At 67.6% G+C, this 22,773-nt stretch carries 21 protein-coding genes; 12 read left to right on the top strand and 9 right to left on the bottom strand.

Annotated elements, in window-relative coordinates:
* The first annotated feature begins 3 nt into the window (after positions 1-3).
* The 5 genes from nuoN to trmB all read left to right on the top strand — a co-directional run bounded on the left by nuoN (position 4) and on the right by trmB (position 5,585).
* Complete coding sequence (nuoN, locus tag EOJ32_RS13160) at positions 4-1,464, top strand: NADH-quinone oxidoreductase subunit NuoN (protein WP_127898873.1); 1,461 nt, start codon at positions 4-6, stop codon at positions 1,462-1,464.
* A 25-nt stretch (positions 1,465-1,489) separates the two neighbouring features.
* Entirely contained in the window at positions 1,490-2,224 is a 735-nt protein-coding gene (locus tag EOJ32_RS13155; protein WP_127898872.1) for a biotin--[acetyl-CoA-carboxylase] ligase, read from the top strand.
* Between the two features lie 4 nt (positions 2,225-2,228).
* Positions 2,229-3,008, top strand: a complete 780-nt coding sequence (locus EOJ32_RS13150) for a type III pantothenate kinase (RefSeq protein ID WP_045998823.1) — start codon at positions 2,229-2,231, stop codon at positions 3,006-3,008.
* Positions 3,001-4,677 carry a ribonuclease J gene (locus tag EOJ32_RS13145; protein WP_127898871.1) on the top strand — a complete coding sequence of 559 codons (1,677 nt, stop codon included), beginning with the start codon at positions 3,001-3,003 and terminating at the stop codon, positions 4,675-4,677. Before EOJ32_RS13150 ends, EOJ32_RS13145 begins: the two co-directional genes overlap by 8 nt.
* 194 nt (positions 4,678-4,871) lie before the next feature.
* A complete protein-coding gene (gene trmB / locus EOJ32_RS13140; protein WP_127898870.1) occupies positions 4,872-5,585 on the top strand; it encodes a tRNA (guanosine(46)-N7)-methyltransferase TrmB in 714 nt (237 codons plus the stop codon).
* Positions 5,586-5,612: 27 nt separating this feature from the next.
* Here trmB and glmS read toward each other — a convergent pair whose 3' ends face one another.
* Together glmS and glmU are read right to left on the bottom strand one after the other, a co-directional pair.
* Positions 5,613-7,430, bottom strand: coding sequence for a glutamine--fructose-6-phosphate transaminase (isomerizing) (glmS, locus tag EOJ32_RS13135; RefSeq protein WP_127898869.1), 1,818 nt, complete (start codon positions 7,428-7,430; stop codon positions 5,613-5,615).
* Entirely contained in the window at positions 7,430-8,773 is a 1,344-nt protein-coding gene (gene glmU / locus EOJ32_RS13130; RefSeq protein ID WP_127898868.1) for a bifunctional UDP-N-acetylglucosamine diphosphorylase/glucosamine-1-phosphate N-acetyltransferase GlmU, read from the bottom strand. The genes glmS and glmU overlap by 1 nt, the downstream gene beginning before the upstream one ends.
* 117 nt (positions 8,774-8,890) lie before the next feature.
* Here glmU and EOJ32_RS13125 point away from each other — a divergent pair, with 117 nt between their 5' ends.
* On the top strand, positions 8,891-9,565 hold the full coding sequence (locus EOJ32_RS13125) for an HAD-IA family hydrolase (protein WP_127898867.1): 675 nt from the start codon (positions 8,891-8,893) through the stop codon (positions 9,563-9,565).
* Between the two features lie 4 nt (positions 9,566-9,569).
* Here EOJ32_RS13125 and bfr read toward each other — a convergent pair whose 3' ends face one another.
* Both bfr and EOJ32_RS13115 read right to left on the bottom strand, forming a co-directional pair.
* The gene (gene bfr / locus EOJ32_RS13120) at positions 9,570-10,055 is read right to left on the bottom strand and encodes a bacterioferritin (RefSeq protein WP_127898866.1); all 486 of its coding nucleotides are present in this window, start codon (positions 10,053-10,055) and stop codon (positions 9,570-9,572) included.
* Positions 10,003-10,296 (bottom strand): bacterioferritin-associated ferredoxin, encoded by a 294-nt coding sequence (locus EOJ32_RS13115; protein ID WP_127898865.1) that lies wholly within the window; start codon positions 10,294-10,296, stop codon positions 10,003-10,005. The genes bfr and EOJ32_RS13115 overlap by 53 nt, the downstream gene beginning before the upstream one ends.
* 118 nt (positions 10,297-10,414) lie before the next feature.
* On the opposite strand from EOJ32_RS13115, the gene queA reads away from it, so the two are divergent.
* The 3 genes from queA to lpdA all read left to right on the top strand — a co-directional run bounded on the left by queA (position 10,415) and on the right by lpdA (position 14,261).
* Entirely contained in the window at positions 10,415-11,461 is a 1,047-nt protein-coding gene (queA, locus tag EOJ32_RS13110; RefSeq protein ID WP_127898864.1) for a tRNA preQ1(34) S-adenosylmethionine ribosyltransferase-isomerase QueA, read from the top strand.
* Between the two features lie 85 nt (positions 11,462-11,546).
* Positions 11,547-12,803, top strand: a complete 1,257-nt coding sequence (locus EOJ32_RS13105; RefSeq protein ID WP_045998830.1) for an MFS transporter — start codon at positions 11,547-11,549, stop codon at positions 12,801-12,803.
* Between the two features lie 66 nt (positions 12,804-12,869).
* Positions 12,870-14,261: a dihydrolipoyl dehydrogenase gene (lpdA, locus tag EOJ32_RS13100; protein ID WP_045998831.1), complete on the top strand. Its 1,392-nt coding sequence runs from the start codon at positions 12,870-12,872 to the stop codon at positions 14,259-14,261.
* Positions 14,262-14,312: 51 nt separating this feature from the next.
* On the opposite strand, the gene EOJ32_RS13095 is transcribed toward lpdA, so the two are convergent.
* On the bottom strand, positions 14,313-16,730 hold the full coding sequence (locus tag EOJ32_RS13095; RefSeq protein WP_127898863.1) for a penicillin acylase family protein: 2,418 nt from the start codon (positions 16,728-16,730) through the stop codon (positions 14,313-14,315).
* A 137-nt stretch (positions 16,731-16,867) separates the two neighbouring features.
* Here EOJ32_RS13095 and EOJ32_RS13090 point away from each other — a divergent pair, with 137 nt between their 5' ends.
* From EOJ32_RS13090 to EOJ32_RS13080, 3 genes are all read left to right on the top strand, one after another.
* Positions 16,868-17,734 (top strand): NAD(P)-dependent oxidoreductase, encoded by an 867-nt coding sequence (locus tag EOJ32_RS13090; protein ID WP_045998833.1) that lies wholly within the window; start codon positions 16,868-16,870, stop codon positions 17,732-17,734.
* A 54-nt stretch (positions 17,735-17,788) separates the two neighbouring features.
* Positions 17,789-18,172 (top strand): PaaI family thioesterase, encoded by a 384-nt coding sequence (locus EOJ32_RS13085; RefSeq protein ID WP_045998834.1) that lies wholly within the window; start codon positions 17,789-17,791, stop codon positions 18,170-18,172.
* Between the two features lie 78 nt (positions 18,173-18,250).
* Positions 18,251-19,894 (top strand): long-chain fatty acid--CoA ligase, encoded by a 1,644-nt coding sequence (locus EOJ32_RS13080; RefSeq protein WP_127898862.1) that lies wholly within the window; start codon positions 18,251-18,253, stop codon positions 19,892-19,894.
* Between the two features lie 12 nt (positions 19,895-19,906).
* On the opposite strand, the gene EOJ32_RS13075 is transcribed toward EOJ32_RS13080, so the two are convergent.
* The 4 genes from EOJ32_RS13075 to EOJ32_RS13060 form a co-directional block, all read right to left on the bottom strand.
* On the bottom strand, positions 19,907-20,146 hold the full coding sequence (locus EOJ32_RS13075) for a ribbon-helix-helix domain-containing protein (protein WP_084693622.1): 240 nt from the start codon (positions 20,144-20,146) through the stop codon (positions 19,907-19,909).
* On the bottom strand, positions 20,143-20,328 hold the full coding sequence (locus tag EOJ32_RS13070; RefSeq protein WP_127898861.1) for a DUF4169 family protein: 186 nt from the start codon (positions 20,326-20,328) through the stop codon (positions 20,143-20,145). Before EOJ32_RS13070 ends, EOJ32_RS13075 begins: the two co-directional genes overlap by 4 nt.
* Before the next feature lie 65 nt (positions 20,329-20,393).
* Positions 20,394-21,788 carry a class II fumarate hydratase gene (gene fumC, locus EOJ32_RS13065; protein ID WP_127898860.1) on the bottom strand — a complete coding sequence of 465 codons (1,395 nt, stop codon included), beginning with the start codon at positions 21,786-21,788 and terminating at the stop codon, positions 20,394-20,396.
* Between the two features lie 94 nt (positions 21,789-21,882).
* Entirely contained in the window at positions 21,883-22,770 is an 888-nt protein-coding gene (locus tag EOJ32_RS13060; RefSeq protein WP_127898859.1) for a dihydrodipicolinate synthase family protein, read from the bottom strand.
* Positions 22,771-22,773: the final 3 nt, after the last annotated feature.

The following is a 22,773-nucleotide window of genomic DNA, read 5'->3' as shown; positions in this document are numbered from 1 at the left end:
ACGATGACCGGTTTGGATATCTCCACCATTCTGCCCGAGCTGCTGCTAGCGATCTATGCGCTGGCCTCGCTGCTGGCGGGGGCCTATCTGGGCAAGGACCGGATCGCACGGCAGATCCTGTGGGCCAGCGTGGCGGCGCTTATTGCGGCGGCGATGGTGGTGGGCATGGCCGACCGCCCGCAGCAGAGCGCGTTCTTCGGGATGTTCATGGACGACGCCTTCGGTCGTTTCGCCAAGGTCACGATCCTGCTGTCCGGCGCCGCCGTCCTGGCGATGAGCGCCGAGTACATGGAACGGCATCGCCTGATGCGGTTTGAATACCCCATCCTGATCGTACTGGCGACCGTCGGCATGATGGTGATGGTGTCGGCCGGCGACCTGCTGTCATTGTACATGGGCCTGGAGCTGCAGTCGCTGGCGCTGTACGTCGTCGCCGCCATGCGCCGCGAAAGCGTCAAGTCGTCCGAGGCCGGGTTGAAGTATTTCGTGTTGGGTGCGCTCAGCTCTGGCCTGCTGCTCTATGGTGCGTCGCTGGTCTACGGCTTTGTCGGCACCACGCAATTCGCTGGCATCATGCAGGCCGTTCAGGCCGGAAGCTTGCCCTTGGGCCTGCTGTTCGGTCTGGTGTTCCTGCTGGTCGGCCTGGCCTTTAAGGTGTCCGCCGTGCCATTCCACATGTGGACGCCGGACGTCTACGAAGGTTCGCCCTCGCCGGTGACCGCGTTCCTGGCCACTGCGCCCAAGGTCGCGGCGATGGCGCTGATCGCGCGGCTGATGTTCGACGCTTTCGGGAACGTGCCGGCCGATTGGGGTCAGATCATCGCGGTGCTGGCGCTGCTGTCGATGTTCCTGGGCTCGATCGCGGGCATCGGTCAGCGCAACATCAAGCGTCTGATGGCCTATTCCTCGATCGCGCATATGGGCTTTGCACTGGTCGGCCTGGCTGCAGGCACCGCCTATGGGGTGCAGGCGATGCTGATCTACATGGCCATCTATGCGGTCATGAACGTGGGCAGCTTTGCCTTCATCCTGTCGCTGGAACGCGATGGCCGCCCGATCACCGACCTGGAGAGCCTGAACCGCTTTGCCAGCGCCGAGCCGCTGAAGGCGATGGCGGTCCTGTTGCTGATGTTCAGCCTTGCGGGCGTGCCGCCGCTGGTCGGTTTCTGGGCCAAGTACGGCGTGCTGTCGGCAGCGGTCGATGGTGGCATGGCATGGCTGGCTGTCGCCGGCGTGATCGCATCTGTCATCGGCGCATTCTATTACCTGCGCATCGTGTACTACATGTATTTCGGCGCCGAGACCGAGGGCGTGACCAGCCGCATGGGCAGCGTGCAGTACGCCGCCCTGCTGGTGCCGGCCTTCGCGCTGCTGCTGGGTTCGATCACCCTGCTGGGCATCGACGATTCCGCGGCGCTGGCCGCGCAATCGCTGGTCGGTCAAGCCACGGTTGCGGGTGAATAACCCGCCCGCCACATGGCCCCAGGGCGTGGCACGCCATGTCCTGGACCGTGTGGACAGCACCAACGCCGAAGCCTTCAGGCTGGCCCCGACGCTCGGCGGGCCGGCTTGGATCATGGCGCGCGAACAGCAGGCCGGACGTGGCCGCCGCGGCCGCGCCTGGACCGATCCGCCCGGAAACTTTGCCGCGACGCTGGTCCTGCGGCCGCAGGGGGCTGCGGCGGATGCGGCGCGGTTGTCCTTCGTCGCGGCGCTTGCCGTGCATGACGCACTGCGCGATCTGTGCGGTCCGGCGCTGAACCTGTCCCTGAAATGGCCCAACGACGTCCTGCTGAACGGCGGCAAGCTGTCCGGCATCCTGCTGGAGAGCAGCGGGGCAGGGGGACAGGTCGCGGTCCTGGCGATCGGCATCGGCGTCAATCTGGCGCAGGCCCCGGAGCCGTCCGAGGTCGAGGCCGGCGCGCTGCGTCCGGTCAGCCTGGCCGGAGAGACCGGCCTGACCGTGACGCCCGACGATCTGCTGGACGCGCTGGCCGTCCGTTTCGACGAAGGCATGCGGCAGATGTCGGCCTATGGCTTTGCGCCGATCCGTGCGGCCTGGCTGGCCCGCGCCGCAAGGCTGGGAGAGACGATCACCGCACGAACCGGCACCGCCGAGATCACCGGGCGCTTCGACGGTATCGACGAAACCGGCGCCCTGATCTTGACGGGTCCGCGCGGACGCCAGGTGATTTCCGCCGCAGACATCCATTTCGGGGGCTAGATCCATGCTGCTGTGCATCGATACCGGCAACACGAACACTGTCTTCTCGATCTGGGACGGGACGCGGTTCCTGTCCCACTGGCGGATCCGCACGGATCATCGGCGGACGGCGGACGAATACTATGTCTGGCTGTCCACGCTGATCGCGGTGCAGCGGTTCGAGTTGCAGATCGACGCCTGCATCATCAGCGCCACGGCGCCGCGGGTGGTCTTTAACCTTCGGGTGCTGTGCAACCGCTATTTCGACACGCGGCCCCTGGTGGTGGGCAAGCCCGACTGCCTGCTGCCGGTGCCGCCGCGGGTCGATGCGGGGACGACCGTGGGGCCCGACCGGCTGGTGAACACGGTCGGCGCCTATGACCGGCACGGCCCGGACCTGATCGTGGTCGATTTCGGCACGGCCACCACATTCGACGTGGTCGACATCGACGGCGCCTATATTGGGGGCGTCATCGCGCCGGGTGTGAACCTGTCGCTGGAGGCGCTGCACATGGGGGCGGCGTCCCTGCCGCATGTCGACGTGACGATGCCGGCGACGGTGATCGGCACGAATACGGTTGCATGTATCCAGTCAGGCGTGTTCTGGGGATATGTGGGGCTGGTCGACGGTATCGTGGACAAGATCCGCGCCGAGCGCGACCGACCCATGAAAGTGATAGCCACTGGCGGGCTTGCGCCATTGTTCGATCAGGGGTTCGACCTGTTCGATGCGATTGAAGACGATTTGACGATGCACGGGCTTCGGCTCATTCACGACTTTAACAAGGAGATGGGAAATGGCTGAACGCCTGATCTATCTGCCGCTCGGCGGAGCGGGCGAAATTGGCATGAACGCCTATGTCTATGGATACGGCCTGCCCGGCAAGGAGCGGCTGATCCTGGTGGACCTGGGCGTCACCTTCGGCGACATGGAGGGCAGCCCGGGGATCGACCTGATCATGCCCGACCTGACCTGGCTGGAGAAGAACCGCCACCGGCTGGAGGCGATCTTCGTCACCCACGGCCACGAGGACCATATCGGCGCCATCGCGCATCTGTGGAAGCGGCTGGACGTGCCGATCTATGCGCGCCGCTTCACCGGGACGCTGGTGCGCCTGAAGATGGAAGAGCACGGCCTGCCGACCGAGGTGGTCAACATCACCGAAGCGCGCCCTGCCGTGACCAATGTCGGCCCCTTCGGCGTGCAGTTCGTGCCGATCAGCCATTCGATCCCGGAAAGCAGCGCGCTGATCATCGACACGCCTGCGGGTCGGGTCGTGCATACGGGCGACTTCAAGATGGACGTGACCCCGGTCGTGGGCGACGCCTTCGACCCGGTCGGCCTGTCGCAGATCGCGGCAGAAGGTAAGGGCGTCAAGGTCCTGGCCTGCGACAGCACGAACATCTTTTCGACCCATCCCGGCCGGTCCGAGGCGGTTCTGGCGACCCCGATCCTGGAATGGGTCATGGCGCAGCCGAACATGGTCGTGGCCACCACCTTCGCCAGCAATATCGCGCGTCTGAAGACGCTGGCCGACGCGGCGCGCGCCTCGGGGCGCAAGGTGTGCCTGTTGGGCCGCGCGATGCGGCGCATGGTCAGCGTGGGCTTCGACAGCGGCATCCTGAAGGATTTCCCCGAGACGATCGGGCCCGAGGAGGCCGCCAAGCTGCCCCGCAACAAGGTCCTGCTGCTGGTCACCGGCAGCCAGGGGGAGCGTCGCGCGGCCAGCGCGCAGCTGTCGCGCGGCCGCTATCTGGGCCTGTCGCTGAAGGAGGGGGACAGCTTCCTGTTCAGCTCCAAGACCATCCCGGGCAACGAAAAGTCGGTCGGCCGCATCATGAACGCGCTGAGCGAGGCCGGAGTCGAGGTCTGGGACGCCGATGACGGGCTCTACCACGTCTCGGGTCACGCGAACCGGCCCGACATCGAGGCGATGCACGACCTGCTGCGGCCCAAGGTCGTGATCCCCATGCATGGCGAGCACCTGCACCTGCGCGAACACGTGATGCTGGCCCGTGCCAAGGGCATGACCGCCGAGATCGTCACCAACGGCACGATGCTGGACCTGACGGGCGATCGCCCCAAGGTCTGCGATCAGGTCGAAACGGGGCGTCTTTATCTGGACGGCAACCTGCTGATCGGCGCGATGGACGGGGTCGTGCGCGACCGCATCCGCATGGCGCTGAACGGGCACGCGATGGTCAGCGTGATCGTGGACGAGGACGACAATGTCCTGCCCGATGCCTGGGTCGAACTGATGGGCCTGTCCGAGCGGACCCGTTCGGGCGGCGAGCTGGCCCGCCAGATCGAGGCCGAGCTGTCCGAGTTCCTAGAGCGTGCCGATGCACGCACCGTGCGCGACGACGGCAAGATGGACGAGGCGATCCGCAAGATCACCCGCCAGGTGGCGATGGAGGAGATCGGCAAGAAGCCCGAGGTCACCGTCAGCATCAGCCGCCTGATGGCCGACTGACCTGAACCAGGCTTGCGTCCCGCGACGGGCCGGGGGGCCAGCCCCCCGGACCCCCCGATGTCCCACGGAGCGGAGGCGAAGGCTTGATCATCCCGCAGGGGGTCCGGGGGGTGCGAAGCCCCCCGGCCACCGCGGGACGCAAAGGCGCACAGGGGGCTTGAAACCGCGCCGCGCTTGCGGCAATGCCCGGCATCATGAGCGACACATCCGAATCCGGCTTTGATCCGAACCCGCCCCGCCGCAACTTCTATGGACGGCGGCACGGCAAGACCCTGCGGCAGAGCCAGAAGGGTTATCTGTCCGAGGACCTGGGCGAGCTGCGGCCCCGCGGCATCACCCTGCAGGACAACCCGGAACGCACCCCGGTCGATTCTGCCGCGATCTTCGGCAACGACCGCCCCGTCTGGCTTGAGGTGGGCTTTGGCGGTGGCGAGCACATGGTCCACATGGCCGCCACCTATCCCGACATCAACATCATCGGATGCGAGCCGTTTATCAACGGCGTCGCGATGCTGCTGGGCAAGATCCGGGCGGCGGGCGTGACGAATGTCAGCGTCCATCCGGGCGACGCGCGCGATCTGATGGATGTGCTGCCCGATGCCAGCGTCGAGCGCGCCTTCCTGATGTATCCGGATCCCTGGCCCAAGGCGCGCCACCATCGGCGGCGGTTCGTGACGCCCGAACACCTGCGCCCCCTGGCCCGCGTGATGCGGCCCGGCGGGATCTTTCGCGTGGCCAGCGACATCCCGGACTATATCCGTCAGACCCGCGAGGAGGTGCCGCCCGCCGGGTTCGAGACGCTTGATGACACCGCCGTCGCATGGGACGACTGGATCAGCACCCGTTACGAGCAGAAGGCCCTGCGCGAGGGGCGTCCGCCCCATTACGTGACCTTTCGCCGTCTGTAAGGAAAGGCCCGCCGAAGCGGGCCTTTTTCATTCCACGGTGACGGATTTTGCCAGGTTGCGGGGTTGATCGACATCGGTGCCCTTGGCGACCGCCGTGTGATAGGCAAGGTACTGCATCGGCACGGCATAGAGGATCGGCTGGAACACACCGCCGCCGGTGGGCAGGGCCAGGCTGGCGGTGATGCCGTCGCCCGCCGCCGCAATCCCCGCAGCGTCCGAAATCAGCAGCACCTGGCCGTGACGGGCCATCACCTCCTGCATGTTAGAGATGGTCTTGTCGAACAGCGCGTCATGCGGCGCCAGCACCACCACCGGCACGTCGCCGTCGATCAGCGCAATGGGGCCGTGCTTCAGCTCTCCGGAGGCATAGCCCTCGGCGTGGATATAGCTCAGCTCCTTGAGCTTGAGCGCGCCTTCCAGCGCGACGGGGTACAATGCGCCCCGGCCCAGATAAAGGACGTCGCGGGCCTGCGCCAGCCAGTCGGCCTGCATCCGGCAGTCGTCCGACAGAGCCAGCGCCTGCGCCAGCAGCGCGGGGATGGCGCGCAGGTCGCGCAGATGGGCCGTCAGGGCGGCATCATCAAGCCGACCGCGGTCATGCGCCGCCTTCAGCGCCAGCACGGCCAGCACGGCCAGCTGGCAGGTGAAGGCCTTGGACGACGCCACGCTGACCTCGATCCCCGCCAAGGTCGGCAGCGCCATGTCGGCGTCGCGCGCGATGGCCGACGTGCCCACGTTCACCAGCCCCACGGTCCGCGCGACCTTGCCGCGGGCATAATGCAGGGCGGCCAGCGTATCCGCCGTCTCTCCGGACTGGCTGACGGCGATGAACAGGCTGCGATCCGACAAGGGCGGTTCGCGATAGCGGAATTCGGAGGCGACATCGATGTCGCAGGGCAGGCCCGCCAACTGTTCGAACCAGTATTTCGCCACATGCCCCGCCAGATGCGCGGTGCCGCAGCCGACCAGGGTCACCCGGTCCAGGTCCGCGAAATCCAGGCCGTCCGGCAGGACGATGCGGTCGCCCTTGACGTAATGGTTCAGCACGTCGCCGATCACCACCGGCTGTTCGGCGATTTCCTTGGCCATGAAGTGACGGTGCCCGGCACGGTCGATGACGGTCGCGCCGACATCGATGCGGGCGGTGGCGCGGTGGACCTGGTGGCCCTCCGCGTCCCAGATCTGCACGCCCGCGCGCGTCAGAACGGCGTGGTCGCCATCCTCCAGATAGGTGATGCGGTCCGTGAAGGGCGCCAACGCCACCGCGTCCGAACCAAGATACATCTCTTTGTCGCCATGGCCCACGGCCAGCGGGCTGCCCTTGCGGGCCGCGATCAGCAGGTCGGGCTGATCCTGGAACAGGAAGGCCAGCGCAAAGGCCCCCTGCAGGTGGGCCAGCGTGGCACGGGCGGCCTCCACCGGCGATAGGCCCTGATCCAGGTGATGCGCGGTCAGCAGCGCAACGGTTTCGGTGTCCGTCTGCGATTCTGGCATGATGCCCCGATCGGCCAGTTCGGCGCGCAGTTCGCGAAAGTTCTCGATGATGCCGTTATGGACGACGGCGACGGGGCCGGACTGATGAGGATGGGCGTTGACCTCGGTCGCGGCGCCATGGGTGGCCCATCGCGTGTGTCCGATACCCGCATGCCCCGTCAGCGGCCGATGGACCAGCAGGTCCGACAGGTTGACCAGCTTGCCCACCGCGCGCCGGCGCGACAGCTGTCCGGTCGCGTCCACGGTCGCCACGCCGGCGCTGTCATAGCCGCGGTATTCCAGCCGCTTCAGCGCATCGACCAGCTGCGGGGAAACCTCGTGGTTGCCCAGGATTCCGATGATGCCGCACATCAGCGCGCCTCCTTCTTCAGCCGCAGCGCCGCCATCAGGCGGGTCGCCAGGCCCGGTTTCGTGACCTGGCGGGCCCGGCCGATGGCCAGGGCGCCGTCGGGGATGTCCTCGGTGATGGTGCTGCCCGATCCGGTCATGGCGTCCGCGCCGACATGGACGGGGGCCACCAGCATCGTGTCGCTGCCGATGAAGGCGCGCGGGCCGATCGTGGTCCGATGCTTGGAGACGCCGTCGTAATTGCAGGTGATGGTGCCAGCGCCGATATTCGTGTGCTCGCCCACATGGGCGTCGCCCAGATAGGTCAGATGGCCGACCTTGACACCCTCGTCCAGGACGGCGTTCTTAATCTCGACGAAGTTGCCGACATGGACATCCGTGCCCAATTCGGCGCCGGGGCGCAGACGGGCAAAGGGTCCGACGGTGGCCCCTTCACTGACATGGCAACCCTCCAGATGGCAAAAGGGCAGAATCTCGGCGCCCGATTCCACCGTCACGCCGGGGCCGAAGACGACGTTGGGCCCGATCACCGCGTCGCGCCCGATGACCGTGTCCAGCGCCAAAAAGACGCTGCCCGGATCGGTCAGGGTCACCCCGTCTTCCATCAGCGCCGCACGGGCACGGGCCTGGAAGGCGGCCTCGGCTGCGGCCAGTTCGGCGCGGGTGTTGATGCCAAGCGTCTCGGCCTCGTCGCAGATCACCACGTCGGCGCGACGCCCCTCGGCGCGGGCCAGGGCCACCAGGTCGGTCAGATAGTACTCGCCCGCGGCATTGTCGTTGCCCAGGCCCACGATCAGGCGGCGCAACAGATCGGCCTGCAGCGCCATGACGCCGGAATTGCACAGCACGATCTCGCGGGTCGCGGCGTCGGCGTCCTTGTACTCGACGATACGCTCCAGCCCGCGGTCGGTGACGACCAGCCGCCCATAGCGGCCGGGATCGTCCGCCTCGAAGCCCAGGACGACCAGATCGGCGGGGTGGGCTGCCAGTTCGTCCAGCGTGTCAGGGGCAATGAAGGGGGTGTCGCCATACAGGATGATCACCCGCCCCTCAAATCCTTCCAGGCTGGGCAGGGCCTGGCGCACGGCGTGCCCGGTGCCCAGCTGTTCGGCCTGCAGCACGGTCGCGGCCTCGGGGTCCAGCTTGGCCACCGCCCGGGCGACGGCGTCCGCGCCGTGGCCCGTCACGACCACGATCTGTTCCGGCTGCAGGTTGCGCGCCGCGCGCAGCGCGTGCCCGACCAGCGGCACCCCGCCAAGACGGTGCAGGACCTTGGGCAGGTCCGATTGCATCCGGCTGCCCTGTCCCGCCGCCAGAACCACGACCGCCAATCCAGCTTCCGACATCACCGCCCCCATCGCCTGTTTGCTTTTTCTTCACGGCGTTCTAATCGGGGCGGGACGCGCTGGAAAGGCCCGGCGCGGTCACCTTTGTTTTCCGAACATTTCCACGGGGGATGGCGCATGGCGGGTACGGTGGTCTTCGATCTGGACGGAACGCTGGCGGATACGTCGGGCGATCTGGTCGCGGCGGCGAATGCGTGCTTTCGCGCGCGGGGCCTGGGCGACCTGCTGGACCCGGTCGCGGATGCGCTGATCGCGTTTCATGGCGGACGGGCGATGCTGCGGGCGGGCTATGGCCGGATGTCGGATGATACGCTGTTGCCCCCCGGTGCCGAGGATGAGGATTTCGACAGCCTGCTGTCCCATTACGGTGCGGCGATCGCCGTGCACACGCAGCTGTATCCGGGGGTCGAGGCGGCGCTGGACCGTCTGGCCGCCGACGGGCACCGCCTGGCCGTCTGCACCAACAAGCCAGAGGCCCTGGCCGAGACGCTGCTGCGCGAACTGGGCATCCGCGACCGGTTCGGCGCCATGATCGGCGCGGACACGCTGCCGGTGCGCAAGCCCGACCCGCGCCCCTATCACGCCGCCGTCGAGGGCGCGGGCGGCACCGTCGCGCAGTCCTTCCTGGTGGGCGATACCGAGACCGACCGCAAGACGGCCGCGGCTGCCGGGGTGCGCGTCGCACTGGTCAGCTTCGGTCCCGAGGGCGAGGCGATCTCTCGCCTGGCGCCCGAGGTTCTGCTGGCGCATTTCGACCAGCTGCCCGCCATCGCCCGCGACTGGCTGGGCTGAGGGCCTATTCGGCCTCGTCAGCGGACTTGGCGTTCAGCTGGCCATAGTTCTGGGCGCCGATCGTCTCGAATAGGTGGATCTGCGTCTCTAGGAAGTCGATATGGCCTTCCTCGTCCTGGATCAGCTCCTCGAACAGCATCTTGCTGGGATAGTCGCCAACGGCATCACAATGGTCGCGCGCCTCGATGTACAGCGTGCGCGCGTCATGTTCTGCAGCCAGATCGCTGTCCAGCGTCTCGCGCAGGGTCTGTCCGATTCGCAACGGGTCCAGACGCTGCAGGTTGGGATGACCCTCCAGAAAGATGATCCGCTGGATCAGCTTGTCGGCGTGGTTCATCTCCTCGATGGATTCGGCGCGCGACTTGGCCGCGATCTTGCCGAAGCCCCAATCCTCCTGCAGACGATAATGCAGCCAGTACTGGCTGACCGCCGTCAGCTCAGAGCGCAGTGCGGCGTTGAGATACTCGATGACCTTGGCGTCGCCCTTCATGGGTGGCATCCTTCTTGCTGTCGGTTCTGGCCCGCAAAATCGGCGGTGCGACGCCCAGCTTATCGCACGCGCGCATGGTGTCCAGAAACAGCGGCATGCAGCCCCCGCAATCGGCGCGCTTGCCCAGGGCGTGATAGATCTTGCCCGGCGTGATGATGGTCTGGGCATCCGCCGCGCGCATCCAGTCGATGGCGGCGCGGATGTCGTGATCCGAGATCATGGCGCAGTGGCAGACGATCATGGCGGGCTCCTGTCGGGCGGAGACTTACCAATTCTGTCGGGCTTGTAAAGTCCGACGTTTTCGCTTTGGCATCACGGCTGCTTGACGCGGGCGCGGGCGGGCCGCAAAACCCCGTGCCATGAAGCTGTCCGATTTCGATTTCGACCTGCCCGCCGACCTGATCGCCACGCGGCCCGCCAAGCCGCGCAGTTCCGCACGTCTGCTGCTGGCGGAAGGCGGGGCCATCACCGATCGCCATGTGGGCGATCTGCCGCAGATCCTGCGCCCCGGCGACCTGCTGGTGCTGAACGACACCAAGGTCATTCCCGCCCGCCTGACCGGCACCCGCGCCCGCCAGACCCCGCAGGGCGAGGCCGTGGCGCGGATCGAGGTCACGCTGCTGGAACCCGCCGCCGAAGGCTGGCAGGCGCTGGCCAAGCCGCTGCGCAAGCTGCGCGTGGGCGAGGTAATCCGGTTCGGCGACACCCTGTCCGCCACCGTGGCCGAGATGACCGCGACCGGCCTGCGCTTGGTGTTCGACGCCACGGGTGATGCGTTCGATGCGGCGCTGCAACAGGTGGGGGCGATGCCCTTGCCGCCCTATATCGCGGCGCTGCGGGCGCCGGACGACCAGGACCGCGACGACTATCAGACGGTCTGGGCCGCGCGGCAGGGCGCGGTCGCGGCCCCCACGGCCAGCCTGCATTTCGACGCCCCCCTGCTGGAGACGCTGGCGGCGCAGGGCGTCCAGTTCGTGCATGTGACCCTGCACGTGGGGGCGGGGACGTTCCTTCCGGTCAAGGTCGACGACGTCACCACCCACCGGATGCACGCCGAATGGGGAGAGGTGTCCCCCGAGGCCGCCGAGGCGATCAACCGTGCCAAGGCGGAGGGCCGCCGGGTGATCCCGGTGGGCACCACCGCCCTGCGCCTGATCGAATCGGCCGCCCCCCGGGTCGGGCGGATCGCGCCGTTCCGGGGCACGACCGACATCTTCATCTATCCCGGTTATCAATTCCGGGTGACCGACGGGCTGATGACGAACTTTCACCTGCCCAAATCCACGCTGCTGATGCTGGTTTCGGCCCTGATGGGGTCCGAGAAAATCCGGGAAATCTATGGACATGCGGTCGAACGAGGCTATCGTTTCTTCAGCTATGGCGACGCGTCGCTGCTGATCCCCTGAGGTCGGTTTCCTGCTGGCATCGGGGCCCCGTCGGGCATAGGTCGGGCATTCCGCCCCCACGCCCCTGAACAAGACGAGACCCGCGATGATTTCGGTGTTGCGCACCACATGGCCGCTGCTGCTTGGCATCCTTCTGCTGATGGTCGGCAACGGCATGCAGGGCACCCTGCTGGGCATCCGCGGCGGGATCGAGGGCATCCCGACCTTCCAGATGTCCATCGTCATGGCCAGCTATTACGGCGGGTTCCTGCTGGGCAGCCTGACCGTGCCGGACCTGATCAAGAACGTCGGCCATGTCCGCGTCTTTGCCGCCCTGGGGTCGCTGATCAGCGCCGTGCTGGTCCTGTTCGCGGTCGAGCCGCACTGGATCAGCTGGACGGTCCTGCGGTTCCTGATCGGGTTCTGCTTCTGCGGGGTCTATGTCACGGCGGAAAGCTGGCTGAACGCCGGCTCCACGAACGAGAACCGCGGCCAGGCGCTGTCGCTCTACATGATTGTGCAGTTGCTGGGCATCGTGATCGCGCAGGCCCTGCTGAACGTCAGCAGCCCGGCGGGTTATCTGTTGTTCATCATCCCGTCGGTGCTGGTGTCGCTGGCCTTCACGCCGATCCTGCTGTCGGCCCAGCCCGCGCCGCAGTTCCAGACGATCAAGCGGATGTCCTTTGCAAAGCTGTACAAGGCATCGCCGCTGGGCTGCGTGGGGATCTTCCTGATCGGGGGCGTGTTCTCGGTCCTGTCGGGCATGTCGTCGGTCTGGGGCGCCCAGATCGGGCTGTCGGTGGCGCAGATCAGCCTGTTCGTGGCTGCGATCTATGCAGGGGGGCTGGTCCTGCAATATCCGATCGGCTGGATCTCGGACCGCTATGACCGGCGCAAGCTGGTCCTGGGGATGTCGGCCATCGGCGGGCTGTGCGGCCTGGTGACCGTCGCGGCACAACCCGGAACCCTTGGCCTGGTCATCGCTGGGGCGATCATGGGCGGGGTCGCGAACCCGGTCTATGCGCTGCTCTTGGCCTATACCAACGACTATCTGGATCAGTCCGACATGGCGTCGGCATCGGCGGGCCTTCTGTTCATCTATGGCATCGGCAGCATGGGCGGGCCGATCATCACCGGCTGGATGATGGGCATCATCGGGCCTGACGGGTACTGGGTCTACATGGGCGTCCTGCTAGCGCTGCTGACGGCCTATGCGGGATGGCGCACCACGCAGCGTCGTGCCCTGACCCCGGACGAACAGGGCAGCTTTGCGGTCATCACGCCCAACGCGACCCCCCTGGCGGTCGACGCGGTGCTGGAGGAGGCGCAGTCGGACGACCCGTCGCCCCAGCCTGCGACCTGACCGCCCGCTTGCCGCCTTGGGGCAAATGGTTTAACGCTGAACTATAATTCATCAGCGGGGGATCCGATGGCCCAGAATTTCGACTTGGTGGTGATCGGCGCAGGGCCGGGCGGCTATGTGGCCGCGATCCGGGGCGCGCAGCTGGGCCTGAAGGTGGCCTGCATCGAACGCGAGCATCTGGGCGGCATCTGCCTGAACTGGGGCTGCATCCCGACCAAGGCCATGCTGCGTTCCGCAGAGGTCTATCACCTGATGCACCGGGCCAAGGAATTCGGGTTGAAGGCCGAGGGGCTGGGCTATGATCTGGACGCGGTCGTGAAGCGGTCGCGCGGCGTTGCCAAGCAGCTGTCCGGCGGCATCGGCCACCTGTTCAAGAAGAACAAGGTGACGGTGATCATGGGCGAGGCCAAGCTGGCCGGCAAGGGGAAGGTCACCGTCAAGACCGACAAGGGCACCGAGGAGGTGACCGCGAAATCCATCGTGCTGGCCACCGGCGCGCGGGCGCGCGAGCTGCCGGGGCTGGAGCCGGACGGCAAGCTGGTCTGGAACTACAAGCACGCGCTGGTCCCGCCGCACATGCCCAAGAAGCTGCTGGTCATCGGGTCGGGCGCCATCGGCATCGAATTCGCCAGCTTCTTCAACACGCTGGGCGCCAAGACCACCGTGGTCGAGGTCATGGACCGCGTCCTGCCCGTCGAGGATGCCGAGATCAGCGCCTTTGCGAAGAAGCAGTTCGTCAAGCAGGGCATGACGATCATGGAAAAGGCCGCGGTCAAGAAGCTGGACCGCAAGGGCTCGACCGTCACCGCCCATATCGAGGTCGGCGGCAAGGTCGAGACGCAGGAGTTCGATACGGTGATTTCCGCCGTGGGCATCGTCGGCAACACCGAGGGACTGGGCCTGGAGGAGGCCGGGATCAAGGTCGATCGCACCCATGTCATCACGGACGAATACTGCCGCACCGGGGTCGAGGGCGTCTATGCCATCGGCGATCTGGCCGGCGCGCCCTGGCTGGCGCACAAGGCCAGCCATGAGGGCGTGATGGTGGCCGAGCTGATCGCGGGCAAGCACCCCCATGCGATCAAGCCGGGCAGCATCGCGGGCTGCACCTATTGCCACCCCCAGGTCGCATCGGTCGGCCTGACCGAGGCCAAGGCCAAGGAGCAGGGGCTGGACATCAAGGTCGGCCGCTTCCCCTTCGTCGGCAACGGCAAGGCCATCGCGCTTGGGGAACCGGAAGGCATGATCAAGACCATCTTCGACGCCAAGACGGGCGAGCTGCTGGGCGCGCACATGGTCGGCGCCGAGGTGACCGAACTGATCCAAGGCTATGTCATCGGGCGCCAGCTTGAGACGACCGAACAGGACCTGATGGAGACGGTCTTCCCGCATCCCACCTTGTCCGAGATGATGCACGAATCCGTGCTGGACGCATACGGGCGCGCCATCCACTTCTGATCGCAGCTGGAACACGGGAACGAAGGGGGGCGGTTTTGCCCCCCTTTTTCGTCAATCTGCCGGTGTCAGCGTGGTGATGCCCGCGGCCGCGGCACGGGCCAGATCGGGGTCCAGCGACATGCCGATGTATTCGCCTCGCCGCCACAGGCCTGCCAGGTCGTCGTAATGGCGCGACAGCGGATGACCCGACTGTCCGGTCGAGGTGATGAACACCGAACTGTCCGGGTCCGCCAGGTCGATCACGCTGCGATAACCGGCCCCGCCGATCGCCTGATAGGGGTCGTCGCCGGTGCCGATCATGCCGGTGCGGGCCACGGTGAACTCTCCGCCCGAGATCGACTGGGTGATGTTCATGATCCAGCCAAGTGCGGGCAGCGCGCCCAGGCCCGGATGCACGTGATGCGCCTGATGCGCGTCGCCCCACCGCCAGCTGGTCACGTCGGGACCGTATTCGGCGGTCAGGTCCAGGATGGCGCGGTCCAGCGACTGGCGGGCGATGGTCGCGCAATCCTCGGTCGCGGCGCTTTGGACCACGTCGCACCAAGCGGCGGCGCCGTCGCGATCGCGGAACACCGCGTCGATGAAATGCGGTTGCAGGCGGATCAGGTCGTCGGCCAGCGGCCCCAGCTCGTCCCGGACCAGGCGGTCCTGCAGCGCACCCATCCAGGCGGCATAGATCAGGGGTTCAGGCAGGTGCTCGTTCATGGCGCCGTCCCATTCGGCCAGCAGGGTCAGGGCGTCCTGACGCTGGCGTTCCGGGGTGCCGGGCGCCGCCGGATCGCCGGTGAACCATAGATTCGCCCCCACCAGCGGCAGCAGGGCGCGGGCCGCAGGGCTGACGACGTCCAGCTGTGCGGCGATGAAGCTGTCGCGGGAATGCACCTCGCGCCCGCCCAGCAGCCCGGACAGCCGGTCATGGCGTAGCCCGTCGGCCTCCGGCTCCTCCGTCGCGAGGGCAAGCCCGTCCTGCGGGCGACGCGCCTGGGTCGCCAGCGACACGGTGCCCTGCCATGCGGTTTCGGTCAGCCAGCCGGGCGAGGGCAACGCGCCCTTGGTCGGATGGTCGTCGGCCCGCTGGGGTGCCGCGCCTGCGGCCAGCCGGGTGACGGTCTCTCCCTGCGCCAGGGTCACGTCCAGCGCCGGGGCGACCACGTCGGCCAGGGCGCGGGTCGCCTGATCGGCGTCGCCGGCCCGCATCAGCGCCATCAGCGCGGACATCGTGCGGTCGCGCTGCGACAGCCCCGTCCAGCGCAGCGATGGGACATGCCCTATGGGCGTCACGTCACGCAGCCCCGGGTCCAGGCCGGGAACGACGGGACCGTTCTGCGTCTCCCGCAGAGTGATGGTCTGGGGGGACGCGTCCAGCACGCGGATCACCTCGGTCCGGGTCTGGAACTCTGTCCAGCCCTGCGTGCCGCGATAGCGGTCGGTATTGCCGGGCTGGACCTCCTCGATGGCGATGTCGGCCACGTCCAGGTCCAGCGGCGTCAGCGCCCAGGACAGTGTCGGATTGCGCCCCGACAGGACCAGCGGCATGCCGGGCACCGTGGCCCCGATCACTCCGCCGCCTTCCAGCTCCAACCGCGCCAGATAGTACAGCGACGGCACCGTCAGCCCCGCATGCAGGTCGTTGGCCAGCAGCGCGGCCCCCGCAGCCGTCCGCAGCGCCTCGGCGCCGAAGGCATTGCCGCCAAGCGCCTGTTCGGGGCGCAGGAAGCCAAGCGGGTCGTAATCCGCCTGCGGGTCCAGGCGCCGTTCGGGCGCACCAAGGCGGGCACCGGGAAACAGCCCCGCATAGTCGGGCAGGGCAGCAGGTATGCCGGCCCCGTCGACGATCTGCATGCCGCGTTCGGGCCAGGCCAGGGCCAGTCGGGCGCGCAGGATCTCCTCTCCCGCGGAATCGGTGCCGGCCGCCGCCATCAGCTTCAGGATCGCCAGCGAATCGGCGGGCTGCCAGAAGGTGATGACATCCGGGAACAGGAAGAATTCGGGCGCGCCGCGCCCCATCGCACCGTCGTTGACGATGCGGATCCATTGGTTCACCCCGTCGGCATAGGCCTGCAGCGCCGCAAGCGTGTCGTCGTCCTGCACCTCCAGCGAAGCCTGGGCCGCGCGCTGCAGGCCCAGCCTGCGGATCAGGTCGTCGGCGGGCAGGGCGCGAGGGCCATGGACCTCGGCCAGCCGGCCCTGCGCCGCGCGGCGCAGCAGGGTCATCTGGAACAGCCGGTCCTGCGCATGGGCCAGGCCCAGGGCAAAGAACACGTCCGCGTCGGTCTTGCCGAAGATATGCGGCACATTCTCGGTCGAGCGCACGATCTCGACCGGGGCGGTGATGCCCGTCACCGAATAGCTGGCGGTATAGTCGGGCAGGGACCGCACGGCGAAATACCAGACCAGCACGGCGGACAGGACCGCCAGGACGATCAGCGCGATGGTCAGCCGCAGAAGCCAGCGAAACAAGGTCAGCATGTGCGGGCAGGTCCTTGGCCGGGGGCGCGGCACGGGTTGACCCTGCCGCGCATGGATGGTGGTGTGTTGCATAGGACAGGCGCGCGGGCATTTCAACGCACCCCCGCGCCACGGGCAGCGACCCGAGGGAGATTTGCATGGCCAAGACGGCGTTTCTGGGACTGGGCGTGATGGGCTTTCCGATGGCCGGGCATCTGGCCGCGGCGGGACATCAGGTGACGGTGTTCAACCGCAGCCCGGCCAAGGCCGAGGCCTGGGTCGGCCGGCACGGCGGCGCCTCCGCCGCGACCCCGCGCGAGGCGGCGCAGGGCGCGGATCTGGTAATGTGCTGCGTGGGCAATGACGACGACCTGCGCCAGGTATGCCTGGGGCCCGACGGGGCATTCGCGGGCATGGCGCAGGGTGCGGTCTTCGTCGATCACACCACGGTCTCGGCCAAGGTGACGGAGGAGCTGGCGCAGGCGGCGGCAGAGGCGGGCATCGGCTATGTCGATGCACCCGTATCCGGCGGTCAGGCGGGGGCCGAAAACGGCCAGCTGTCGATCATGTGCGGGGGCACGGTCGCGGATTTCGATCGCGCCGCGCCGGTCATCGACGCCTATGCCAAGATCTGTCGCCGGATGGGCGATGTGGGCGCGGGACAGATGACCAAGATGTGCAACCAGATCGCGATCGCGGGGTTGGTTCAGGCGCTGTCGGAATCGCTGGCATTCGCGCAGAAGGCGGGGCTGGACGTGGCCGATGTCGTCGAGGTGATCAGTCAGGGTGCGGCCGGCAGTTGGCAGATGGTCAACCGTCATGCGACCATGCATCGCGGCGAATTCGAGCACGGGTTCGCCGTCGACTGGATGCGGAAGGATCTGGCGATCTGCTTGCAGGCAGGGGACCAGCTGGGCGCGGCCCTGCCGGTCACGGCACTGGTCGACCAGTTCTACAAGGATGTGCAGGCGATGGGCGGCGGCCGGTGGGACACCTCGTCCCTGATCGCGCGGCTGACCCGCTAGGGCCGGGGAACGACAAAAGGCGGGATGCCCGCCTCTAACGAAGGAACTTGGGGGATGGCGGATCACAGCCTTGCCGGACAGATCGAGTTCGAGATCACCGGCGTGAACGAGCAGGAAGCCACCGGAGAGATGACCGTGACCGCGGGCATCCTGAACCCGTTCGGAACCATCCATGCGGGCGCGCTGGTCTGGTTCGCGGACGTGGTCGCGACGAACCTGGTCCTGGGCGGAGAGCAGCCGCAGGAGGGCATGGACAACTTTCCCGTGGCCATCACACTGAACGCCCAGCTGCTGACCAACCGCCGCGACGGGGTTCTGACCGCGCTGGCATCCTGGATGCGGCGCGGGCGACGCATCTCGACCGTGCGCACGCAGGTCACCGATGCGGACGGGGCGGTGCTGCTGGACCTGACCTCGACCCATGTCAGTGCCCGCTGACCCTGCGGCACCATCGCGCCGGGCGGGTTGAAACGCCCGGCAATCGCGTCATCATGGCGCCATGATGGAGGAGACGTCATGGACGGTCTGATGATGCACCGCCCGCTGCTGCAAAGCGGGCTTCTGGATTTCGCCGCCGAGAGCTTTCCCGAAGCGCGGATCGTGTCGCGTCGGGTCGAGGGTGACCTGCACCGACAGAGCTGGGCCCAGACCCGTGCCCGCGCGGTCCAGCTGTCCTTCGCGCTGGAGGGTTTGGGGGTGGTGCCCGGCGACCGGGTCGCGACGCTGGCCTGGAACGGGCACCGCCATCTGGAGATCTATCACGCGGTGCCGTCCATCGGGGCGGTCTGCCATACGATCAACCCGCGGCTGTCGGCCGACCAGATGGTTTTCATCGCGCATCACGCGGGCGACCGGCTGCTGTTCACCGACCTGAGCTTCGTGCCGCTGCTGGAAAAGCTGCAGGACCGCCTGCCGTCCATGCGCTATGTCGTCATGACCGACGCGGCGCACATGCCGCAGACGACGCTGGATGCGCTGTGCTATGAGGACCTGCTGGCGGGGCAGCCGACCGAGCGGGTCTGGCCGGATTTTCCGGAAACGACCGCATCGGGCCTGTGCTATACGTCCGGGACGACGGGCGATCCCAAGGGCGTCCTGTATTCGCACCGATCTAACATGCTGCACGCGCTGGCCACGGCGGCGGTGCTGGGCCCGGACCTGGGACCGCAGCCGCGCATCCTGCCGGTGGTGCCGCTGTTTCACGTTAACGCCTGGGGTCTGCCCTTCACGGCCCCGCTGATCGGGGCCAGCCTGATCATGCCCGGCCCGGCGCTGGACGGAGCCAGCCTGTGGGACCTGTGCCAGACCGAGGGCGTCGAAAGCGCCTGGGGCGTGCCCACCATCTGGCAGGGACTGTTCGCCGAGATCCTGTCCCGCGGGGCCAAGCCCGCAGCCCTGCGCCACATCGTCGTCGGCGGCAGCGCAATGCCCCGCAGCCTGACCGAGGGCTTTGAACGTCTGGGCATCGACGTGAACCACGCCTGGGGCATGACCGAGACCTCTCCGCTGGGCAGCCAGGGGTCGCTGACGCCGGCGCAGCGCGATCTGCCGTTCGACCGGCGCATGGCGCTGAAGCAGGCGCAGGGGCGGCGGGTGTTCGGTGTCGAGATGAAGATCGTGGACGACGCGGGCACCCGCCAGCCCCATGACGGCCAAGCCATGGGAGAGCTGTTCGTGCGCGGCAACACCGTGGCCGCCGGTTATCACGACAATGCCGGTGCGACGGCGCGCGCCATCGACGCCGACGGCTGGTTCGGGACAGGCGATATTGCCTCGATCAGCGCCGACGGCATCCTGACGCTTCGCGACAGGGCCAAGGACCTGATCAAGTCGGGTGGCGAATGGATCAGTTCGATCGACGTCGAGAACCTGGCAGTCGCCCATCCGGACGTGGCGCAATGCGCGGTCATCGCGCTGCCCCATCCGAAATGGGATGAACGCCCGCTGCTGGTGATCAAGCCCAAGGGGGCCGCCCGACCTGGGCTGGAGGAGATGCGGTCCCATCTGGGCGCGCATCTGGCCAGCTGGCAGCTGCCCGATGACGTCGTCTATGTCGACGAGATGCCCCTGACGGCGACCGGCAAGATCAGCAAGCTGACCCTGCGGGAGCAGTTCCGCGACCACGTCCTGCCCGACCTGCGGGGCCAGGCGGCTGACTGACCCAAGGTCGGGTCAGGGATCCTGCGCCTGCAGGGTGGACAGCACATAAAGGCGCAGGGCCGTGGCCAGTCCGATTTGCGGCGGCCGGGCATGGTCGATCTGTCCGATTAGGGCGGCGCGGGTCAGGTCGCGCGCCGCGGCCTGGGTCGCCAGCGCCTTCCAGAATGCATCTTCCAGCGACACCGACGTTCGGTGCCCGTCTATGGTCACCGACCGCTTCAGCGGCGGCGTCATGGCGGGCAGGTCGATCATTCGTCGGGCGTGTCGCGCCGATGCGCGTCCAGCATGCGGGCCGCGCGGTCGCGTTCGGCCTGGCGCGCGTCGCGCAGCGGCTTGGCCTCTCCGTGCAGGGCGGCGTTCGCGTCGCCCTTGGCACGCTTGGCGTCGCGGTCGCGGGCCTTGCGGGCCTGGCGCAGGTTGATGATGCGGGTCATGGCGGTCCCTGAAACGACGAAGGGCGCGCCACTGTGGCGCGCCCCCCGGCCTTGGGTCAAGAGGGTCAGCCCTTGGGGCTGATCATGTCCTCGGGGCGGACGACGCGGTCGAAGGTCTCTCCGTCGACGAAGCCCAGGGCGATGGCCTCCTCGCGCAGCGTCGTGCCGTTCCTGTGCGCGGTCTTGGCGACCTTGGTGGCGTTGTCATAGCCGATGGTGGGCGCCAGCGCCGTCACCAGCATCAGCGATTCGCGCATCAGCTGGTCGATGCGCTTTACGTTGGCTTGGGTGCCCACGACCATGTTGTCGGTGAAGCTGGAGGCCGCATCGCCCAGAAGCTGCATGGATTGCAGCACGTTGTAGGACATCATCGGGTTGTAGACGTTCAGCTCGAAATGCCCCTGAGACCCGGCAAAGCCCACGGCGGCGTCGTTGCCCATCACATGCGCGCAGACCATGGTCAGCGCCTCGGCCTGGGTCGGGTTCACCTTGCCTGGCATGATCGACGATCCCGGCTCGTTCTCGGGCAGGATCAGTTCGCCCAGACCCGAACGCGGCCCCGACCCCAGCAGGCGCATGTCGTTGGCGATCTTGAACAGCGATCCGGCCACCGTCTTCAGCGCGCCCGAGAACATGACCATCGCGTCATGGGCGGCCAGCGCCTCGAACTTGTTCGGCGCGGTGACGAAGGGCAGGTCGGTGATCTTGGCGATTTCCGCGGCAATCGCCGTGTCCCAGCCCTTTTTGGTGTTCAGGCCGGTGCCGACGGCCGTGCCGCCCTGGGCCAACTCATAGATGTCGGGCAGGCAGGCCTTGACCCGCTCGATCCCCTTGCGGACCTGATGGGCATAGCCACCGAATTCCTGACCCAAGGTCAGGGGCGTCGCATCCTGGGTGTGGGTGCGACCGATCTTGATGATGTCCTTGAACTCGGCCGACTTTGCCTCCAGCGCGGCGGCCAGCTTCTCCAGACCCGGCAGCAGCGTGTCGCGCGCCAGCATGGCGATGCCCACATGCATCGCGGTCGGGAAGGTGTCGTTCGACGACTGGCCCATGTTGCAGTGGTCGTTCGGGTGGACGGGTTTCTTGGACCCCATCTCTCCGCCCATGATCTCGATCGCGCGGTTGCTGATCACCTCGTTGGCGTTCATGTTCGACTGGGTGCCGGACCCGGTCTGCCAGACGACCAGCGGGAAGTTGTCGTCGAACTTGCCCTGGAACACCTCGGTCGCGGCCTGCTCCATCGCATCGGCCAAATCGGCGGGCAGGTCGCCCGAGGCGCGGTTCACCCGCGCGGCGGCCAGCTTGATCGCGCCCAGGGCGCGGATGATCGGCACCGGCTGGCGTTCCCAGCCAATCGGGAAGTTGATGATCGAACGCTGCGTCTGCGCGCCCCAGTATTTCGAGGCGTCAACCTCCAGCGGGCCGAAGCTGTCGGTTTCGGTGCGGGTCTTGGTCATCGGGTCGCTCCCTCACGGTTTCGTGGCGGGTTGTAGCGGTCCGGGCCATCGGGCGCAATTCGTATGCAACGGTATGCTGGCGCAAACAGCGCCTTCAGTCGTCCAGCGCATGCATCGCCGCGCGCAGGCGCGGGGTCAGCGCGTCGGGCAGGGGCAGGATCGGTCGGGGCGGCTGCGCGTCGGTCAGATCCATCAGCCGGGCGCAGGCATGAACGACCCGCAGGCTGCCATGGGCCTGGAACAGGTCCCACATCGGCTGGAACCGCGCCTGCCAGCGGGCCGTTTCGGGGCGGTCGCCCGCACGGGCGGCACAGGCCAAGGTCAGCGTCTGGTCGGGCCACAAGCCCGCCGCCACGCTGAACCAGCCGTCGGCATGGTTCAGAAGCGCGTCGGGACAGCCCCAGTCGCCGCTGTAGCCGATGACGAAATCGGGCGGCAGATCGGCGCGCAGGGCCGCGATCTGGCCCGCGAAGTCCCCGCCCGCGGGCAGCGGCATCTTGACCGCCGTGACGGTCGGCAGCGTCGCCAGCCGGGCGATCAGCACGGGCGAAAAGGTGAAATGCGTGGTCGATGGATTGTTGTAGATGCAGATCGGCAGGTCCGACGCCCCTGCGACAGTTTTGAAATGCCCAAAGACCTCATCCTCGGTCAGGGGGGTGTAGGACATCGGCGCCAACAGCAGGCCCGTCGCCCCCGCATCTGCCGCATGACGCGCCAGCGCGGCCGAGGTGTCGCTGCGCAGCGCGCCCACGCCCGCGATCACCGGCACCCTGCCGCCGGCGGCGTCAAGCGCGGTCTCCAGCACCTCCCGGCGCTGGTCGGCCTCCAGATACGCATAGCCGCCCGTCGATCCCAGCACGCCGATGCTGTCCACGCCCGCCCGCGCAAGGCGCAGGATCAGGCGGCGCAGGTCGGCGGGCAGGGGGTGGCCCGCGGCGTCGGTCGGCGTGATCGGAAAGGCCGACAGGCCGCGCATGGTCATGGC

It is taken from the genome of Paracoccus sp. Arc7-R13 (assembly GCF_004010775.1).
GTDB classification, from domain to species: Bacteria; Pseudomonadota; Alphaproteobacteria; order Rhodobacterales; family Rhodobacteraceae; genus Paracoccus; species Paracoccus marcusii.
Note: the sequence above shows the minus strand (reverse complement) of the source record. Positions and strands in the feature narration are given on the sequence as shown.

What these genes read in the sequence shown, in the direction of transcription:
- EOJ32_RS13150 (WP_045998823.1), top strand. Translation starts at nt 2,229, where the DNA reads ATGCTGCTGTGCATCGATACCGGCAACACGAACACTGTCTTCTCGATC.
- trmB (WP_127898870.1), top strand. Translation starts at nt 4,872, where the DNA reads ATGAGCGACACATCCGAATCCGGCTTTGATCCGAACCCGCCCCGCCGC.
- EOJ32_RS13080 (WP_127898862.1), top strand. Translation starts at nt 18,251, where the DNA reads ATGGACGGTCTGATGATGCACCGCCCGCTGCTGCAAAGCGGGCTTCTG.
- EOJ32_RS13085 (WP_045998834.1), top strand. Translation starts at nt 17,789, where the DNA reads ATGGCGGATCACAGCCTTGCCGGACAGATCGAGTTCGAGATCACCGGC.
- EOJ32_RS13060 (WP_127898859.1), bottom strand. Translation starts at nt 22,770, where the DNA reads ATGACCATGCGCGGCCTGTCGGCCTTTCCGATCACGCCGACCGACGCC.
- EOJ32_RS13075 (WP_084693622.1), bottom strand. Translation starts at nt 20,146, where the DNA reads ATGATCGACCTGCCCGCCATGACGCCGCCGCTGAAGCGGTCGGTGACC.
- EOJ32_RS13095 (WP_127898863.1), bottom strand. Translation starts at nt 16,730, where the DNA reads ATGCTGACCTTGTTTCGCTGGCTTCTGCGGCTGACCATCGCGCTGATC.
- nuoN (WP_127898873.1), top strand. Translation starts at nt 4, where the DNA reads ATGACCGGTTTGGATATCTCCACCATTCTGCCCGAGCTGCTGCTAGCG.
- EOJ32_RS13070 (WP_127898861.1), bottom strand. Translation starts at nt 20,328, where the DNA reads ATGACCCGCATCATCAACCTGCGCCAGGCCCGCAAGGCCCGCGACCGC.
- EOJ32_RS13115 (WP_127898865.1), bottom strand. Translation starts at nt 10,296, where the DNA reads ATGATCGTCTGCCACTGCGCCATGATCTCGGATCACGACATCCGCGCC.
- glmU (WP_127898868.1), bottom strand. Translation starts at nt 8,773, where the DNA reads ATGTCGGAAGCTGGATTGGCGGTCGTGGTTCTGGCGGCGGGACAGGGC.
- fumC (WP_127898860.1), bottom strand. Translation starts at nt 21,788, where the DNA reads ATGACCAAGACCCGCACCGAAACCGACAGCTTCGGCCCGCTGGAGGTT.
- bfr (WP_127898866.1), bottom strand. Translation starts at nt 10,055, where the DNA reads ATGAAGGGCGACGCCAAGGTCATCGAGTATCTCAACGCCGCACTGCGC.
- glmS (WP_127898869.1), bottom strand. Translation starts at nt 7,430, where the DNA reads ATGTGCGGCATCATCGGAATCCTGGGCAACCACGAGGTTTCCCCGCAG.
- lpdA (WP_045998831.1), top strand. Translation starts at nt 12,870, where the DNA reads ATGGCCCAGAATTTCGACTTGGTGGTGATCGGCGCAGGGCCGGGCGGC.
- EOJ32_RS13105 (WP_045998830.1), top strand. Translation starts at nt 11,547, where the DNA reads ATGATTTCGGTGTTGCGCACCACATGGCCGCTGCTGCTTGGCATCCTT.
- queA (WP_127898864.1), top strand. Translation starts at nt 10,415, where the DNA reads ATGAAGCTGTCCGATTTCGATTTCGACCTGCCCGCCGACCTGATCGCC.
- EOJ32_RS13145 (WP_127898871.1), top strand. Translation starts at nt 3,001, where the DNA reads ATGGCTGAACGCCTGATCTATCTGCCGCTCGGCGGAGCGGGCGAAATT.
- EOJ32_RS13090 (WP_045998833.1), top strand. Translation starts at nt 16,868, where the DNA reads ATGGCCAAGACGGCGTTTCTGGGACTGGGCGTGATGGGCTTTCCGATG.
- EOJ32_RS13125 (WP_127898867.1), top strand. Translation starts at nt 8,891, where the DNA reads ATGGCGGGTACGGTGGTCTTCGATCTGGACGGAACGCTGGCGGATACG.